At 44.9% G+C, this 18,871-nt stretch carries 1 protein-coding gene, 2 tRNA genes and 9 rRNA genes; all 12 read left to right on the top strand.

Going from position 1 to position 18,871, the window contains the following annotated elements; translation table 11 throughout:
- Nucleotides 1–1,054 precede the first annotated feature (1,054 nt).
- Nucleotides 1,055–2,581, top strand: a 16S ribosomal RNA gene (locus ACWJJT_RS10585).
- A 291-nt stretch (nt 2,582–2,872) separates the two neighbouring features.
- Nucleotides 2,873–5,798: ribosomal RNA gene (locus ACWJJT_RS10580) — 23S ribosomal RNA — on the top strand.
- Between the two features lie 116 nt (nt 5,799–5,914).
- Nucleotides 5,915–6,031: ribosomal RNA gene (gene rrf, locus ACWJJT_RS10575) — 5S ribosomal RNA — on the top strand.
- 6 nt (nt 6,032–6,037) lie between these two features.
- Nucleotides 6,038–6,113, top strand: a tRNA-Lys gene (locus tag ACWJJT_RS10570).
- A 129-nt stretch (nt 6,114–6,242) separates the two neighbouring features.
- Complete coding sequence (locus tag ACWJJT_RS10565) at nt 6,243–6,986, top strand: peptidylprolyl isomerase (protein ID WP_462954712.1); 744 nt, start codon at nt 6,243–6,245, stop codon at nt 6,984–6,986.
- Nucleotides 6,987–7,508: 522 nt separating this feature from the next.
- A 16S ribosomal RNA gene (locus tag ACWJJT_RS10560) occupies nt 7,509–9,027 on the top strand.
- 292 nt (nt 9,028–9,319) lie between these two features.
- Nucleotides 9,320–12,245, top strand: a 23S ribosomal RNA gene (locus ACWJJT_RS10555).
- Between the two features lie 116 nt (nt 12,246–12,361).
- Nucleotides 12,362–12,478 (top strand): 5S ribosomal RNA (gene rrf / locus ACWJJT_RS10550).
- Nucleotides 12,479–12,486: 8 nt separating this feature from the next.
- Nucleotides 12,487–12,563, top strand: a tRNA-Ile gene (locus ACWJJT_RS10545).
- Nucleotides 12,564–13,856: 1,293 nt separating this feature from the next.
- Nucleotides 13,857–15,375, top strand: a 16S ribosomal RNA gene (locus tag ACWJJT_RS10540).
- A 292-nt stretch (nt 15,376–15,667) separates the two neighbouring features.
- Nucleotides 15,668–18,593, top strand: a 23S ribosomal RNA gene (locus ACWJJT_RS10535).
- Between the two features lie 116 nt (nt 18,594–18,709).
- Nucleotides 18,710–18,826, top strand: a 5S ribosomal RNA gene (gene rrf, locus ACWJJT_RS10530).
- The 16S, 23S and 5S rRNA genes sit together here with 2 tRNA genes alongside, the layout of an rRNA operon.
- Nucleotides 18,827–18,871 lie beyond the last annotated feature (45 nt).

Here is an 18,871-nt window from a genome sequence, read left to right as displayed (position 1 = left end):
TGTCGGTGAAAGTCCGATGCGGGGGATATACCAACCGTTAGATTAAGACAAGGGTATCCACCGCAAGACGAAATATGGAACAATTAGGTAGAAAGACTTTGTGTAGAAAATTGTAGGGGATATATTAATAATGGGTATATATGGTGAGTAGATATCGACATTTCTAAACACTTTGATGCGATAAATCATGATAAGTTAATAAGGATGCTATCGAAAGATATTAAAAATAGTAGAGTAACGGCTCTGATACGAAAGTATCTACAAAGTGGAGTAATGATAAATGCGATTTTTATGAATACAGAAAAGGGATCTAAATAAATTAATTAATTAGATCCCTTTCAATTGGTTAAAAATGATTAACTATTAAAATTAACACTAAAATTTAATACTCTAATAAGATGAAATAGTCTTACTTATTTTGCAAAAATTGTAAGATTTAGAGTGTTAATTGAGAAGCTATTTACTTTCATAAGTGGAATAATTATTATGAAGAATCATGTAAATATATTAACATGAATATTAGTAGCAACGAATTTTGGTAAGCTGTACAAATGTCTTATAATATTAAATAGAGTATCTAGATCATTAATATAAATGATACTTACCCATGTGTATCAGGATGCGAAATATTGAATTATTTAGACTTATATGTAGAAATATGAATATAATCTAGCTAGGGTACCTATGTTGTGAAATTATACTCTTATTTATATGATAGAATACTCCTTGTCGTCACAAACGAGTGGCACGATAAGCTAACTGTTGATAACTATTTAATATGTTTTCAAATGAAAATAAGTTTTAAAAAGTTGTTGACAAAACAAGAAATACCTAGTAATATAGTAGAAGTCGTCACATGATGACAAAACAAATTGGTCTTTGAAAATTAAACAGAGAAATAGGTAAAGATAGCGAAATAATATTTCGTTAAACCAGTTAATTACTTTAGTATAAAGTAAAATTTAGTCGTAAGACTAAAAGTATGTAATGAGCTTGCGTAACAACTTAACAGTTGTCGCAGATTAATCATTTCAACTAAAAAAGTGTAAACTTTTAAATTGAGAGTTTGATCCTGGCTCAGGACGAACGCTGGCGGCGTGCCTAACACATGCAAGTCGAGCGATGATTCGTCTCCTTCGGGAGACGTTGATTAGCGGCGGACGGGTGAGTAACACGTGGGTAACCTGCCTCAAAGAGGGGAATAGCCTCCCGAAAGGGAGATTAATACCGCATAATATGTTTTGGTCGCATGATCGAAACATCAAAGGATTTTTCTTTTAGAAAATTCCACTTTGAGATGGACCCGCGGCGCATTAGCTAGTTGGTGAGGTAACGGCTCACCAAGGCGACGATGCGTAGCCGACCTGAGAGGGTGATCGGCCACATTGGAACTGAGACACGGTCCAGACTCCTACGGGAGGCAGCAGTGGGGAATATTGCGCAATGGGGGAAACCCTGACGCAGCAACGCCGCGTGAATGATGAAGGCCTTCGGGTTGTAAAGTTCTGTCTTCTGGGACGATAATGACGGTACCAGAGGAGGAAGCCACGGCTAACTACGTGCCAGCAGCCGCGGTAATACGTAGGTGGCAAGCGTTGTCCGGATTTACTGGGCGTAAAGGATGCGTAGGCGGACATTTAAGTCAGATGTGAAATACCCGAGCTTAACTTGGGTGCTGCATTTGAAACTGGGTGTCTAGAGTGCAGGAGAGGTAAGTGGAATTCCTAGTGTAGCGGTGAAATGCGTAGAGATTAGGAAGAACACCAGTGGCGAAGGCGACTTACTGGACTGTAACTGACGCTGAGGCATGAAAGCGTGGGGAGCAAACAGGATTAGATACCCTGGTAGTCCACGCCGTAAACGATGAATACTAGGTGTCGGGGGTCGAACCTCGGTGCCGCCGTTAACACATTAAGTATTCCGCCTGGGGAGTACGATCGCAAGATTAAAACTCAAAGGAATTGACGGGGGCCCGCACAAGCAGCGGAGCATGTGGTTTAATTCGAAGCAACGCGAAGAACCTTACCTAGACTTGACATCCCCTGCATAACCCAGAGATGGGCGAAGTCCTTCGGGACAGGGTGACAGGTGGTGCATGGTTGTCGTCAGCTCGTGTCGTGAGATGTTGGGTTAAGTCCCGCAACGAGCGCAACCCTTATCATTAGTTGCTACCATTAAGTTGAGCACTCTAGTGAGACTGCCCGGGTTAACCGGGAGGAAGGTGGGGATGACGTCAAATCATCATGCCCCTTATGTCTAGGGCTACACACGTGCTACAATGGTGAGTACAAAGAGATGCAAGACCGCAAGGTGGAGCCAAACTCAAAAACTCATCCCAGTTCGGATTGTAGGCTGCAACTCGCCTACATGAAGCCGGAGTTGCTAGTAATCGCGAATCAGCATGTCGCGGTGAATACGTTCCCGGGCCTTGTACACACCGCCCGTCACACCATGAGAGTTGGTAACACCCGAAGTCCGTGAGGTAACCGTAAGGAGCCAGCGGCCGAAGGTGGGATTGATGATTGGGGTGAAGTCGTAACAAGGTAGCCGTAGGAGAACCTGCGGCTGGATCACCTCCTTTCTAGGGAGTAGATGTATTGACTTCGGTCGATGCAATAGAAGAATATTAATTTGTTCTTCAAAAATATCTATTGTAATTAATCGTACCTAGTTCTCTGTTTAATTTTGAGAGACTAATTTTATCTAACTCTTAGGAGTTAGATAATGAATAGTTTTTCTAAAATGTTCTTTGAAAATTGCACAGTGAAAAAAGTTGTTTTAAAAAAATTAAAACTACGCAAGTAGTTTATAAATTAATTTAATACAATTTCGCAAAATTAATATAATCGTCTATGTAAATAGACAGAATCAAGGTCAAGCTACAAAGGGCGCATGGCGAATGCCTTGGCACTAGGAGCCGAAGAAGGACGCGTTAAGCTGCGATAAGCTTTGGGTAGGCGCAAATAGCCTGTGATCCAAAGATTTCCGAATGGGGGAACCCACATAGTAACAACTATGTACTGCATACTGAATAAATAGGTATGCAGAGGTAGACCCGGGGAACTGAAACATCTAAGTACCCGGAGGAAGAGAAAGAAATATCGATTTCCTAAGTAGCGGCGAGCGAAAGGGAAAGAGCCCAAACCCAGGTCTTTGACCTGGGGGTTGAGGATAGATCATAAATACTGCAATTCCTTAATTGAAGATAGCTGGAAAGCTGCTCCGCAGAAGGTAATAGGCCTGTAAATGAAAAGGAAAAACAGTCAGATCTAATCCAGAGTACCACGAGACACGTGAAACCTTGTGGGAAGCTGGGAGGACCACCTCCCAAGGCTAAATACTACCTAGTGACCGATAGTGAAGAAGTACCGTGAGGGAAAGGTGAAAAGAACCCCGGAAGGGGAGTGAAATAGAACCTGAAACCGTGTGCCTACAACCGGTCGAAGCACTTTATATGTGTGACGGCGTGCTTTTTGTAGAACGAGCCAACGAGTTACGATATGTAGCAAGGTTAAGTACTTAAGGTACGGAGCCGAAGGGAAACCAAGTCTGAATAGGGCGCATAGTTGCATGTCGTAGACCCGAAACCGGGTGACCTATCCATGGCCAGGATGAAGCGGAAGTAAAATTCCGTGGAGGTCCGAACCACGTTGGTGTTGAAAAACCATGGGATGAGCTGTGGATAGCGGAGAAATTCCAATCGAACTCGGAGATAGCTGGTTCTCCTCGAAATAGCTTTAGGGCTAGCGTCGATTAATTGAGTAATGGAGGTAGAGCACTGAATGGGCTAGGGGCTGACAACAGTTACTGAACCCTATCAAACTCCGAATGCCATATACTTTTATTTCGGCAGTCAGACTGCGAATGATAAGATCCGTAGTCAAAAGGGAAACAGCCCAGACCATCAGCTAAGGTCCCAAAGTGTAAGTTAAGTGGAAAAGGATGTGGGATTTCTAAGACAACTAGGATGTTGGCTCAGAAGCAGCCACTCATTTAAAGAGTGCGTAATAGCTCACTAGTCAAGAGATCCTGCGCCGAAGATGTCCGGGGCTAAAACTTACCACCGAAGCTATGGGTGTACACAATTGTGTACGCGGTAGAGGAGCTTTCTGTACTGGCTGAAGTCATACCGTAAGGAGTGGTGGACGGTACAGAAGTGAGAATGTTGGCATGAGTAGCGAGAGTTAAGTGAGAATCTTAACGGTCGAAAACCTAAGGTTTCCTGAGGAAGGCTCGTCCTCTCAGGGTTAGTCGGGACCTAAGCCGAGGCCGAAAGGCGTAGGTGATGGACAATCGGTTGATATTCCGATACCACCAATGGACGTTATTAGAAATGGGATGACGCAGGAGGATAAGATGTGCACACTATTGGATGTGTGTCTAAGCATTTAGGCGGAGCAAGCAGGCAAATCCGTTTGCTCTTAACGCTGAGATGTGATGGGGAAGGGAATTTATTCCCGAAGTATCTGATTCCACGCTGCCAAGAAAAGTCTCTATCGAGGATATTGGTGCCCGTACCGCAAACCGACACAGGTAGGTGAGGAGAGAATCCTAAGACCATCGGAAGAATTGTTGTTAAGGAACTCGGCAAATTGACCCCGTAACTTCGGGAGAAGGGGTGCCTACGAAAGTAGGTCGCAGAGAATAGGCCCAAGCAACTGTTTAGCAAAAACACAGGTCTCTGCTAAAGCGAAAGCTGATGTATAGGGGCTGACGCCTGCCCGGTGCTGGAAGGTTAAGGGGATTAGTTAGCGCAAGCGAGGCTATGAACTTAAGCCCCAGTAAACGGCGGCCGTAACTATAACGGTCCTAAGGTAGCGAAATTCCTTGTCGGGTAAGTTCCGACCCGCACGAATGGCGTAATGATTTGGGCACTGTCTCAACAACACATCCGGCGAAATTGTAGTGCAAGTGAAGATGCTTGCTACCCGCGATTGGACGGAAAGACCCCGTAGAGCTTTACTGTAGCTTAGCATTGAATTTCGGTATTGTCTGTACAGGATAGGTGGGAGACTGAGAAACATGGGCGTCAGCCTGTGTGGAGTCATCCTTGGGATACCACCCTGACAGTACTGAGGTTCTAACTGGAGGCCATGAATCTGGTCACAGGACATTGTTAGGTGGGCAGTTTGACTGGGGCGGTCGCCTCCAAAAAAGTAACGGAGGCGCCCAAAGGTTCCCTCAGCGCGGTTGGAAATCGCGCGAAGAGTGCAAAGGCAGAAGGGAGCCTGACTGCGACACTTACAAGTGGAGCAGGGACGAAAGTCGGGCTTAGTGATCCGGTGGTACCTCGTGGGAGGGCCATCGCTCAACGGATAAAAGCTACCTCGGGGATAACAGGCTGATCTCCCCCAAGAGTCCACATCGACGGGGAGGTTTGGCACCTCGATGTCGGCTCGTCGCATCCTGGGGCTGAAGTAGGTCCCAAGGGTTGGGCTGTTCGCCCATTAAAGCGGCACGCGAGCTGGGTTCAGAACGTCGTGAGACAGTTCGGTCCCTATCCGTCGCGGGCGTAGGAAATTTGAAGGGAGCTGTCCTTAGTACGAGAGGACCGGGATGGACAAACCTCTGGTGCACCAGTTGTCACGCCAGTGGCATCGCTGGGTAGCTATGTTTGGAAGGGATAAACGCTGAAAGCATCTAAGCGTGAAGCCCACCCTGAGATGAGATTTCCCATAACTCGCACGTAAGTGCGATGTTAGTAAGACTCCTGGAAGACCACCAGGTTGATAGGTTAGAGGTGTAAGCATGGTAACATGTTCAGCTGACTAATACTAATAAGTCGAGGGCTTGACCTAAATATATAATTAAAAGTAATGCGAAATACTTCTTTCGTAAGAAAGAAGCGAGGCTTTGAGCGTAAGCGAAAAGACTAATTCACTGTGCAATTTTCAGAGAATATTTATATTCTCAATCTGGTGATTATGGCATGAAGGTAACACCCGTTCCCATACCGAACACGAAGGTTAAGCTTCAATGCGCCGATGGTACTGCAGGGGTAACCTTGTGGAAGAGTAGGTTGTCGCCAGGTAAACATGGTTTACTAGCTCAGTTGGTAGAGCACATGACTTTTAATCATGGTGTCCGGGGTTCGATTCCCCGGTAAGCCACCAAAAAAGTACTTCGTTATGAAGTGCTTTTTTTATTTTTAAATAACATTTTATTGATTGTGTTTTTCATTATTTTTATGGTATCATGATAATGAAGATATATAATTATAATAATTTTAAAGGAGAGTAATTATGGAGAATAAAGTTTTAGCTATAGTAAATGGAAGTGAAATAACTGAAAAAGATATAAAAAGATCATTATTAAGATTTCCACAGGAAACGCAAGAGCACTACAAAACAGAAGAAGGTAAAAAACAATTTTTAGATCAAATGATAAATTTTGAATTAATATATAATTATGCTCTTGATAATGATATGGAGAAAGACGCAGACTATATAGAACAAATGAAGTTGATACAAAAAGATGTTTTAATACAAGTAGGCGTCAAAAGCATAATGGCTGATTTAGATATAACAGAAGAAGAGATTCAAAAGTACTATAAAGATAATAGTCAAATGTTTAAAAGTGGCGAGACTGCATCAGCTAAACATATATTAGTAGATACCCTAGAGCAAATGCAAGAAATTAAAGCGGAAATAATTAACGGAATGTCTTTTGAGGAAGCGGCTAAAAAATATTCTAAATGTCCATCATCAGCGCAAGGCGGTAGTTTAGGTAGTTTTACTAGAGGTAGAATGGTTCCTGAATTTGAAAAAGTAGCTTTTGAACTACAGGTTGGTGAAATAAGTGAACCTGTTAAGACTCAATTTGGATATCATTTAATACAGTTAGATGAGAAAATCCTAGAAGATATGAAATCCTTGGAAGAATCTAGGCCTATGATTTTGGAGAATATTTCACACCAAAAACAAAATGAGAAATATACAAGCTCCATAGCGGAATTAAAAAACAAATATGATGTAGAAATAAAATAAAAGGTTATATCCATAGTTTTAACGGCATTTCAGAAGGAGACTTATACTCTCACTGATATAAGCGGGAGCATAAATCTCCTTCTGAAGTCGTTAATATTACAGGAGTTGTATTATGAGATAAATATAGGAATAACCGTAGAGAGAGTAATAGTCATAAAGAATAAATACAAATCATATATTATTAGATGTTTTACTTGCTAGTTACTGTTGTTACTACAAATGGAAAGAAAGAGATATTTAGAATTAAAAATATAAAAATTTTAAATATCATATAAAAGTGTTGACAAAACAAGAAATACCTAGTAATATAGTAGAAGTCGTCACATGATGACAAAATAAATTGGTCTTTGAAAATTAAACAGAGAAATAGGTAAAGATAGCGAAATAATATTTCGTTAAACCAGTTAATTACTTTAGTATAAAGTAAAATTTAGTCGTAAGACTAAAAGTATGTAATGAGCTTGCGAATCAACTTAACAGTTGTCGCAGATTAATCATTTCAACTAAAAAAGTGTAAACTTTTAAATTGAGAGTTTGATCCTGGCTCAGGACGAACGCTGGCGGCGTGCCTAACACATGCAAGTCGAGCGATGAAACCTTTCGGGGTGGATTAGCGGCGGACGGGTGAGTAACACGTGGGTAACCTGCCTCAAAGAGGGGAATAGCCTCCCGAAAGGGAGATTAATACCGCATAATATGTTTTGGTCGCATGATCGAAACATCAAAGGATTTTTCTTTTAGAAAATTCCACTTTGAGATGGACCCGCGGCGCATTAGCTAGTTGGTGAGGTAACGGCTCACCAAGGCGACGATGCGTAGCCGACCTGAGAGGGTGATCGGCCACATTGGAACTGAGACACGGTCCAGACTCCTACGGGAGGCAGCAGTGGGGAATATTGCGCAATGGGGGAAACCCTGACGCAGCAACGCCGCGTGAATGATGAAGGCCTTCGGGTTGTAAAGTTCTGTCTTCTGGGACGATAATGACGGTACCAGAGGAGGAAGCCACGGCTAACTACGTGCCAGCAGCCGCGGTAATACGTAGGTGGCAAGCGTTGTCCGGATTTACTGGGCGTAAAGGATGCGTAGGCGGACATTTAAGTCAGATGTGAAATACCCGAGCTTAACTTGGGTGCTGCATTTGAAACTGGGTGTCTAGAGTGCAGGAGAGGTAAGTGGAATTCCTAGTGTAGCGGTGAAATGCGTAGAGATTAGGAAGAACACCAGTGGCGAAGGCGACTTACTGGACTGTAACTGACGCTGAGGCATGAAAGCGTGGGGAGCAAACAGGATTAGATACCCTGGTAGTCCACGCCGTAAACGATGAATACTAGGTGTCGGGGGTCGAACCTCGGTGCCGCCGTTAACACATTAAGTATTCCGCCTGGGGAGTACGATCGCAAGATTAAAACTCAAAGGAATTGACGGGGGCCCGCACAAGCAGCGGAGCATGTGGTTTAATTCGAAGCAACGCGAAGAACCTTACCTAGACTTGACATCCCCTGCATAACCCAGAGATGGGCGAAGTCCTTCGGGACAGGGTGACAGGTGGTGCATGGTTGTCGTCAGCTCGTGTCGTGAGATGTTGGGTTAAGTCCCGCAACGAGCGCAACCCTTATCATTAGTTGCTACCATTAAGTTGAGCACTCTAGTGAGACTGCCCGGGTTAACCGGGAGGAAGGTGGGGATGACGTCAAATCATCATGCCCCTTATGTCTAGGGCTACACACGTGCTACAATGGTGAGTACAAAGAGATGCAAGACCGCAAGGTGGAGCCAAACTCAAAAACTCATCCCAGTTCGGATTGTAGGCTGCAACTCGCCTACATGAAGCCGGAGTTGCTAGTAATCGCGAATCAGCATGTCGCGGTGAATACGTTCCCGGGCCTTGTACACACCGCCCGTCACACCATGAGAGTTGGTAACACCCGAAGTCCGTGAGGTAACCGTAAGGAGCCAGCGGCCGAAGGTGGGATTGATGATTGGGGTGAAGTCGTAACAAGGTAGCCGTAGGAGAACCTGCGGCTGGATCACCTCCTTTCTAGGGAGTAGATGTATTGACTTCGGTCGATGCAATAGAAGAATATTAATTTGTTCTTCAAAAATATCTATTGTAATTAATCGTACCTAGTTCTCTGTTTAATTTTGAGAGACTAATTTTATCTAACTCTTAGGAGTTAGATAATGAATAGTTTTTCTTAAAATGTTCTTTGAAAATTGCACAGTGAAAAAAGTTGTTTTAAAAAAATTAAAACTACGCAAGTAGTTTATAAATTAATTTAATACAATTTCGCAAAATTAATATAACCGTCTATGTAAATAGACAGAATCAAGGTCAAGCTACAAAGGGCGCATGGCGAATGCCTTGGCACTAGGAGCCGAAGAAGGACGCGTTAAGCTGCGATAAGCTTTGGGTAGGCGCAAATAGCCTGTGATCCAAAGATTTCCGAATGGGGGAACCCACATAGTAACAACTATGTACTGCATACTGAATAAATAGGTATGCAGAGGTAGACCCGGGGAACTGAAACATCTAAGTACCCGGAGGAAGAGAAAGAAATATCGATTTCCTAAGTAGCGGCGAGCGAAAGGGAAAGAGCCCAAACCCAGGTCTTTGACCTGGGGGTTGAGGATAGATCATAAATACTGCAATTCCTTAATTGAAGATAGCTGGAAAGCTGCTCCGCAGAAGGTAATAGGCCTGTAAATGAAAAGGAAAAACAGTCAGATCTAATCCAGAGTACCACGAGACACGTGAAACCTTGTGGGAAGCTGGGAGGACCACCTCCCAAGGCTAAATACTACCTAGTGACCGATAGTGAAGAAGTACCGTGAGGGAAAGGTGAAAAGAACCCCGGAAGGGGAGTGAAATAGAACCTGAAACCGTGTGCCTACAACCGGTCGAAGCACTTTATATGTGTGACGGCGTGCTTTTTGTAGAACGAGCCAACGAGTTACGATATGTAGCAAGGTTAAGTACTTAAGGTACGGAGCCGAAGGGAAACCAAGTCTGAATAGGGCGCATAGTTGCATGTCGTAGACCCGAAACCGGGTGACCTATCCATGGCCAGGATGAAGCGGAAGTAAAATTCCGTGGAGGTCCGAACCACGTTGGTGTTGAAAAACCATGGGATGAGCTGTGGATAGCGGAGAAATTCCAATCGAACTCGGAGATAGCTGGTTCTCCTCGAAATAGCTTTAGGGCTAGCGTCGATTAATTGAGTAATGGAGGTAGAGCACTGAATGGGCTAGGGGCTGACAACAGTTACTGAACCCTATCAAACTCCGAATGCCATATACTTTTATTTCGGCAGTCAGACTGCGAATGATAAGATCCGTAGTCAAAAGGGAAACAGCCCAGACCATCAGCTAAGGTCCCAAAGTGTAAGTTAAGTGGAAAAGGATGTGGGATTTCTAAGACAACTAGGATGTTGGCTCAGAAGCAGCCACTCATTTAAAGAGTGCGTAATAGCTCACTAGTCAAGAGATCCTGCGCCGAAGATGTCCGGGGCTAAAACTTACCACCGAAGCTATGGGTGTACACAATTGTGTACGCGGTAGAGGAGCTTTCTGTACTGGCTGAAGTCATACCGTAAGGAGTGGTGGACGGTACAGAAGTGAGAATGTTGGCATGAGTAGCGAGAGTTAAGTGAGAATCTTAACGGTCGAAAACCTAAGGTTTCCTGAGGAAGGCTCGTCCTCTCAGGGTTAGTCGGGACCTAAGCCGAGGCCGAAAGGCGTAGGTGATGGACAATCGGTTGATATTCCGATACCACCAATGGACGTTATTAGAAATGGGATGACGCAGGAGGATAAGATGTGCACACTATTGGATGTGTGTCTAAGCATTTAGGCGGAGCAGACAGGCAAATCCGTTTGCTCTTAACGCTGAGATGTGATGGGGAAGGGAATTTATTCCTGAAGTATCTGATTCCACGCTGCCAAGAAAAGTCTCTATCGAGGATATTGGTGCCCGTACCGCAAACCGACACAGGTAGGTGAGGAGAGAATCCTAAGACCATCGGAAGAATTGTTGTTAAGGAACTCGGCAAATTGACCCCGTAACTTCGGGAGAAGGGGTGCCTACGAAAGTAGGTCGCAGAGAATAGGCCCAAGCAACTGTTTAGCAAAAACACAGGTCTCTGCTAAAGCGAAAGCTGATGTATAGGGGCTGACGCCTGCCCGGTGCTGGAAGGTTAAGGGGATTAGTTAGCGCAAGCGAGGCTATGAACTTAAGCCCCAGTAAACGGCGGCCGTAACTATAACGGTCCTAAGGTAGCGAAATTCCTTGTCGGGTAAGTTCCGACCCGCACGAATGGCGTAATGATTTGGGCACTGTCTCAACAACACATCCGGCGAAATTGTAGTGCAAGTGAAGATGCTTGCTACCCGCGATTGGACGGAAAGACCCCGTAGAGCTTTACTGTAGCTTAGCATTGAATTTCGGTATTGTCTGTACAGGATAGGTGGGAGACTGAGAAACATGGGCGTCAGCCTGTGTGGAGTCATCCTTGGGATACCACCCTGACAGTACTGAGGTTCTAACTGGAGGCCATGAATCTGGTCACAGGACATTGTTAGGTGGGCAGTTTGACTGGGGCGGTCGCCTCCAAAAAAGTAACGGAGGCGCCCAAAGGTTCCCTCAGCGCGGTTGGAAATCGCGCGAAGAGTGCAAAGGCAGAAGGGAGCCTGACTGCGACACTTACAAGTGGAGCAGGGACGAAAGTCGGGCTTAGTGATCCGGTGGTACCTCGTGGGAGGGCCATCGCTCAACGGATAAAAGCTACCTCGGGGATAACAGGCTGATCTCCCCCAAGAGTCCACATCGACGGGGAGGTTTGGCACCTCGATGTCGGCTCGTCGCATCCTGGGGCTGAAGTAGGTCCCAAGGGTTGGGCTGTTCGCCCATTAAAGCGGCACGCGAGCTGGGTTCAGAACGTCGTGAGACAGTTCGGTCCCTATCCGTCGCGGGCGTAGGAAATTTGAAGGGAGCTGTCCTTAGTACGAGAGGACCGGGATGGACAAACCTCTGGTGCACCAGTTGTCACGCCAGTGGCATCGCTGGGTAGCTATGTTTGGAAGGGATAAACGCTGAAAGCATCTAAGCGTGAAGCCCACCCTGAGATGAGATTTCCCATAACTCGCACGTAAGTGCGATGTTAGTAAGACTCCTGGAAGACCACCAGGTTGATAGGTTAGAGGTGTAAGCATGGTAACATGTTCAGCTGACTAATACTAATAAGTCGAGGGCTTGACCTAAATATATAATTAAAAGTAATGCGAAATACTTCTTTCGTAAGAAAGAAGCGAGGCTTTGAGCGTAAGCGAAAAGACTAATTCACTGTGCAATTTTCAGAGAATATTTATATTCTCAATCTGGTGATTATGGCATGAAGGTAACACCCGTTCCCATACCGAACACGAAGGTTAAGCTTCAATGCGCCGATGGTACTGCAGGGGTGACCTTGTGGAAGAGTAGGTTGTCGCCAGGTCAATACATGGATCTTTAGCTCAGCTGGTTAGAGCTACCGGCTCATAACCGGTCGGTCCGGGGTTCGAGTCCCTGAAGGTCCACCAAATAACAGTCCTATTAGGACTGTTATTTTTATTGTGCGCCCAGCATGGGCGCAATCTAAAGGGTGAAAGTCCCTAGCACGGGTTGATAGTTCCAAGTGCATAGCTTAAGACAAGGGTGTCCATGGTGACGTGGAATCTGAAGGAAGTTGGCGGCTAAACTCTGGTATGACGAACAGAAACTACATATAAGGCATAGGCTTGTGGGTAAGTTTGCAATACAAAGCGAAGCCCAAAACTATTCGAAAACAGGCGGTGTAAATGTAGCAGATAGATGGAGTGAAAGATTGCGTTCTTACCTGGGGAGATTTGATAGATAAGTTGTGGATATGAATTTAAAAACAACAAACCATACAGTGATGTATGCCTGAACTTAAAACATTAATTTCTATTGAACCGCCGTGTACCGAACGGTATGCACGGTGGTGTGAGAGGTCGCTAAATAAATTAATTATTTAGCTCCTACTCGATTCACTAAAAAATGGAGCTAATATATAGTTACATATTATTAAAAATGATATGGTTTTATTAACATAAATAGGCGAACATTTGTGGATAATGTGAATTCATTTGGTATAACTGTTAATATTAAATGCAATATATTTATGAAAGTGAAGCTATAAAGCTAAGTTTAATATTTGAAATTTATATTTATTTATATTGAAAAAAGATTTACATATAATATTTATGTAAATCCTTTTTTTTATTCAAGGATGGTATATTTCAAAAAATAATACAATCATACATATATTAATTTATATGGTTAGCTAATTATGAAATATATAGTAAAATATTTTTTTAACAAACGATACTAAAGCAAAAAGCACGCAGACACCTATTCACGTGTGTCAGCATAGTTAATTATTAGATTATTAGAGTAATATATAGCAAATGAATAATAATTCTATTATATAAATGGTAGGTTAAGTATAGAATTTTATTATTATGATAGAATACTCCTTGTAGTCACGAACGAGTAACTATAAAGATTGATAAGTTAACATTTAATATTTTAAAAATGTTTAAAAGAAATGTTGACAAAATAAGAAATACCTAGTAATATAGTAGAAGTCGTCACATGATGACAAAGTAAATTGGTCTTTGAAAATTAAACAGAGAAATAGGTAAAGATAGCGAAATAATATTTCGTTAAACCAGTTAATTACTTTAGTATAAAGTAAAATTTAGTCGTAAGACTAAAAGTATGTAATGAGCTTGCGAATCAGCTTAATTGTTGATTAAACGACTTAACAGTTGTCGCAGATTAATCATTTCAACTAAAAAAGTGTAAACTTTTAAATTGAGAGTTTGATCCTGGCTCAGGACGAACGCTGGCGGCGTGCCTAACACATGCAAGTCGAGCGATGAAACCTTTCGGGGTGGATTAGCGGCGGACGGGTGAGTAACACGTGGGTAACCTGCCTCAAAGAGGGGAATAGCCTCCCGAAAGGGAGATTAATACCGCATAATATGTTTTGGTCGCATGATCGAAACATCAAAGGATTTTTCTTTTAGAAAATTCCACTTTGAGATGGACCCGCGGCGCATTAGCTAGTTGGTGAGGTAACGGCTCACCAAGGCGACGATGCGTAGCCGACCTGAGAGGGTGATCGGCCACATTGGAACTGAGACACGGTCCAGACTCCTACGGGAGGCAGCAGTGGGGAATATTGCGCAATGGGGGAAACCCTGACGCAGCAACGCCGCGTGAATGATGAAGGCCTTCGGGTTGTAAAGTTCTGTCTTCTGGGACGATAATGACGGTACCAGAGGAGGAAGCCACGGCTAACTACGTGCCAGCAGCCGCGGTAATACGTAGGTGGCAAGCGTTGTCCGGATTTACTGGGCGTAAAGGATGCGTAGGCGGACATTTAAGTCAGATGTGAAATACCCGAGCTTAACTTGGGTGCTGCATTTGAAACTGGGTGTCTAGAGTGCAGGAGAGGTAAGTGGAATTCCTAGTGTAGCGGTGAAATGCGTAGAGATTAGGAAGAACACCAGTGGCGAAGGCGACTTACTGGACTGTAACTGACGCTGAGGCATGAAAGCGTGGGGAGCAAACAGGATTAGATACCCTGGTAGTCCACGCCGTAAACGATGAATACTAGGTGTCGGGGGTCGAACCTCGGTGCCGCCGTTAACACATTAAGTATTCCGCCTGGGGAGTACGATCGCAAGATTAAAACTCAAAGGAATTGACGGGGGCCCGCACAAGCAGCGGAGCATGTGGTTTAATTCGAAGCAACGCGAAGAACCTTACCTAGACTTGACATCCCCTGCATAACCCAGAGATGGGCGAAGTCCTTCGGGACAGGGTGACAGGTGGTGCATGGTTGTCGTCAGCTCGTGTCGTGAGATGTTGGGTTAAGTCCCGCAACGAGCGCAACCCTTATCATTAGTTGCTACCATTAAGTTGAGCACTCTAGTGAGACTGCCCGGGTTAACCGGGAGGAAGGTGGGGATGACGTCAAATCATCATGCCCCTTATGTCTAGGGCTACACACGTGCTACAATGGTGAGTACAAAGAGATGCAAGACCGCAAGGTGGAGCCAAACTCAAAAACTCATCCCAGTTCGGATTGTAGGCTGCAACTCGCCTACATGAAGCCGGAGTTGCTAGTAATCGCGAATCAGCATGTCGCGGTGAATACGTTCCCGGGCCTTGTACACACCGCCCGTCACACCATGAGAGTTGGTAACACCCGAAGTCCGTGAGGTAACCGTAAGGAGCCAGCGGCCGAAGGTGGGATTGATGATTGGGGTGAAGTCGTAACAAGGTAGCCGTAGGAGAACCTGCGGCTGGATCACCTCCTTTCTAGGGAGTAGATGTATTGACTTCGGTCGATGCAATAGAAGAATATTAATTTGTTCTTCAAAAATATCTATTGTAATTAATCGTACCTAGTTCTCTGTTTAATTTTGAGAGACTAATTTTATCTAACTCTTAGGAGTTAGATAATGAATAGTTTTTCTTAAAATGTTCTTTGAAAATTGCACAGTGAAAAAAGTTGTTTTAAAAAAATTAAAACTACGCAAGTAGTTTATAAATTAATTTAATACAATTTCGCAAAATTAATATAACCGTCTATGTAAATAGACAGAATCAAGGTCAAGCTACAAAGGGCGCATGGCGAATGCCTTGGCACTAGGAGCCGAAGAAGGACGCGTTAAGCTGCGATAAGCTTTGGGTAGGCGCAAATAGCCTGTGATCCAAAGATTTCCGAATGGGGGAACCCACATAGTAACAACTATGTACTGCATACTGAATAAATAGGTATGCAGAGGTAGACCCGGGGAACTGAAACATCTAAGTACCCGGAGGAAGAGAAAGAAATATCGATTTCCTAAGTAGCGGCGAGCGAAAGGGAAAGAGCCCAAACCCAGGTCTTTGACCTGGGGGTTGAGGATAGATCATAAATACTGCAATTCCTTAATTGAAGATAGCTGGAAAGCTGCTCCGCAGAAGGTAATAGGCCTGTAAATGAAAAGGAAAAACAGTCAGATCTAATCCAGAGTACCACGAGACACGTGAAACCTTGTGGGAAGCTGGGAGGACCACCTCCCAAGGCTAAATACTACCTAGTGACCGATAGTGAAGAAGTACCGTGAGGGAAAGGTGAAAAGAACCCCGGAAGGGGAGTGAAATAGAACCTGAAACCGTGTGCCTACAACCGGTCGAAGCACTTTATATGTGTGACGGCGTGCTTTTTGTAGAACGAGCCAACGAGTTACGATATGTAGCAAGGTTAAGTACTTAAGGTACGGAGCCGAAGGGAAACCAAGTCTGAATAGGGCGCATAGTTGCATGTCGTAGACCCGAAACCGGGTGACCTATCCATGGCCAGGATGAAGCGGAAGTAAAATTCCGTGGAGGTCCGAACCACGTTGGTGTTGAAAAACCATGGGATGAGCTGTGGATAGCGGAGAAATTCCAATCGAACTCGGAGATAGCTGGTTCTCCTCGAAATAGCTTTAGGGCTAGCGTCGATTAATTGAGTAATGGAGGTAGAGCACTGAATGGGCTAGGGGCTGACAACAGTTACTGAACCCTATCAAACTCCGAATGCCATATACTTTTATTTCGGCAGTCAGACTGCGAATGATAAGATCCGTAGTCAAAAGGGAAACAGCCCAGACCATCAGCTAAGGTCCCAAAGTGTAAGTTAAGTGGAAAAGGATGTGGGATTTCTAAGACAACTAGGATGTTGGCTCAGAAGCAGCCACTCATTTAAAGAGTGCGTAATAGCTCACTAGTCAAGAGATCCTGCGCCGAAGATGTCCGGGGCTAAAACTTACCACCGAAGCTATGGGTGTACACAATTGTGTACGCGGTAGAGGAGCTTTCTGTACTGGCTGAAGTCATACCGTAAGGAGTGGTGGACGGTACAGAAGTGAGAATGTTGGCATGAGTAGCGAGAGTTAAGTGAGAATCTTAACGGTCGAAAACCTAAGGTTTCCTGAGGAAGGCTCGTCCTCTCAGGGTTAGTCGGGACCTAAGCCGAGGCCGAAAGGCGTAGGTGATGGACAATCGGTTGATATTCCGATACCACCAATGGACGTTATTAGAAATGGGATGACGCAGGAGGATAAGATGTGCACACTATTGGATGTGTGTCTAAGCATTTAGGCGGAGCAGACAGGCAAATCCGTTTGCTCTTAACGCTGAGATGTGATGGGGAAGGGAATTTATTCCCGAAGTATCTGATTCCACGCTGCCAAGAAAAGTCTCTATCGAGGATATTGGTGCCCGTACCGCAAACCGACACAGGTAGGTGAGGAGAGAATCCTAAGACCATCGGAAGAATTGTTGTTAAGGAACTCGGCAAATTGACCCCGTAACTTCGGGAGAAGGGGTGCCTACGAAAGTAGGTCGCAGAGAATAGGCCCAAGCAACTGTTTAGCAAAAACACAGGTCTCTGCTAAAGCGAAAGCTGATGTATAGGGGCTGACGCCTGCCCGGTGCTGGAAGGTTAAGGGGATTAGTTAGCGCAAGCGAGGCTATGAACTTAAGCCCCAGTAAACGGCGGCCGTAACTATAACGGTCCTAAGGTAGCGAAATTCCTTGTCGGGTAAGTTCCGACCCGCACGAATGGCGTAATGATTTGGGCACTGTCTCAACAACACATCCGGCGAAATTGTAGTGCAAGTGAAGATGCTTGCTACCCGCGATTGGACGGAAAGACCCCGTAGAGCTTTACTGTAGCTTAGCATTGAATTTCGGTATTGTCTGTACAGGATAGGTGGGAGACTGAGAAACATGGGCGTCAGCCTGTGTGGAGTCATCCTTGGGATACCACCCTGACAGTACTGAGGTTCTAACTGGAGGCCATGAATCTGGTCACAGGACATTGTTAGGTGGGCAGTTTGACTGGGGCGGTCGCCTCCAAAAAAGTAACGGAGGCGCCCAAAGGTTCCCTCAGCGCGGTTGGAAATCGCGCGAAGAGTGCAAAGGCAGAAGGGAGCCTGACTGCGACACTTACAAGTGGAGCAGGGACGAAAGTCGGGCTTAGTGATCCGGTGGTACCTCGTGGGAGGGCCATCGCTCAACGGATAAAAGCTACCTCGGGGATAACAGGCTGATCTCCCCCAAGAGTCCACATCGACGGGGAGGTTTGGCACCTCGATGTCGGCTCGTCGCATCCTGGGGCTGAAGTAGGTCCCAAGGGTTGGGCTGTTCGCCCATTAAAGCGGCACGCGAGCTGGGTTCAGAACGTCGTGAGACAGTTCGGTCCCTATCCGTCGCGGGCGTAGGAAATTTGAAGGGAGCTGTCCTTAGTACGAGAGGACCGGGATGGACAAACCTCTGGTGCACCAGTTGTCACGCCAGTGGCATCGCTGGGTAGCTATGTTTGGAAGGGATAAACGCTGAAAGCATCTAAGCGTGAAGCCCACCCTGAGATGAGATTTCCCATAACTCGCACGTAAGTGCGGTGTTAGTAAGACTCCTGGAAGACCACCAGGTTGATAGGTTAGAGGTGTAAGCATGGTAACATGTTCAGCTGACTAATACTAATAAGTCGAGGGCTTGACCTAAATATATAATTAAAAGTAATGCGAAATACTTCTTTCGTAAGAAAGAAGCGAGGCTTTGAGCGTAAGCGAAAAGACTAATTCACTGTGCAATTTTCAGAGAATATTTATATTCTCAATCTGGTGATTATGGCATGAAGGTAACACCCGTTCCCATACCGAACACGAAGGTTAAGCTTCAATGCGCCGATGGTACTGCAGGGGTAACCTTGTGGAAGAGTAGGTTGTCGCCAGGTAAGAAAAAAACCGCTAAGTTATACGAGGCCACTGAAAAACTATAT

This window comes from Clostridium sp. CM041, from assembly GCF_055081035.1.
Note: the sequence above shows the minus strand (reverse complement) of the source record. Positions and strands in the feature narration are given on the sequence as shown.

Excerpts from the sequence above, each read along its gene's own strand:
- ACWJJT_RS10565 (WP_462954712.1), top strand. The coding sequence starts at position 6,243 with ATGGAGAATAAAGTTTTAGCTATAGTAAATGGAAGTGAAATAACTGAA.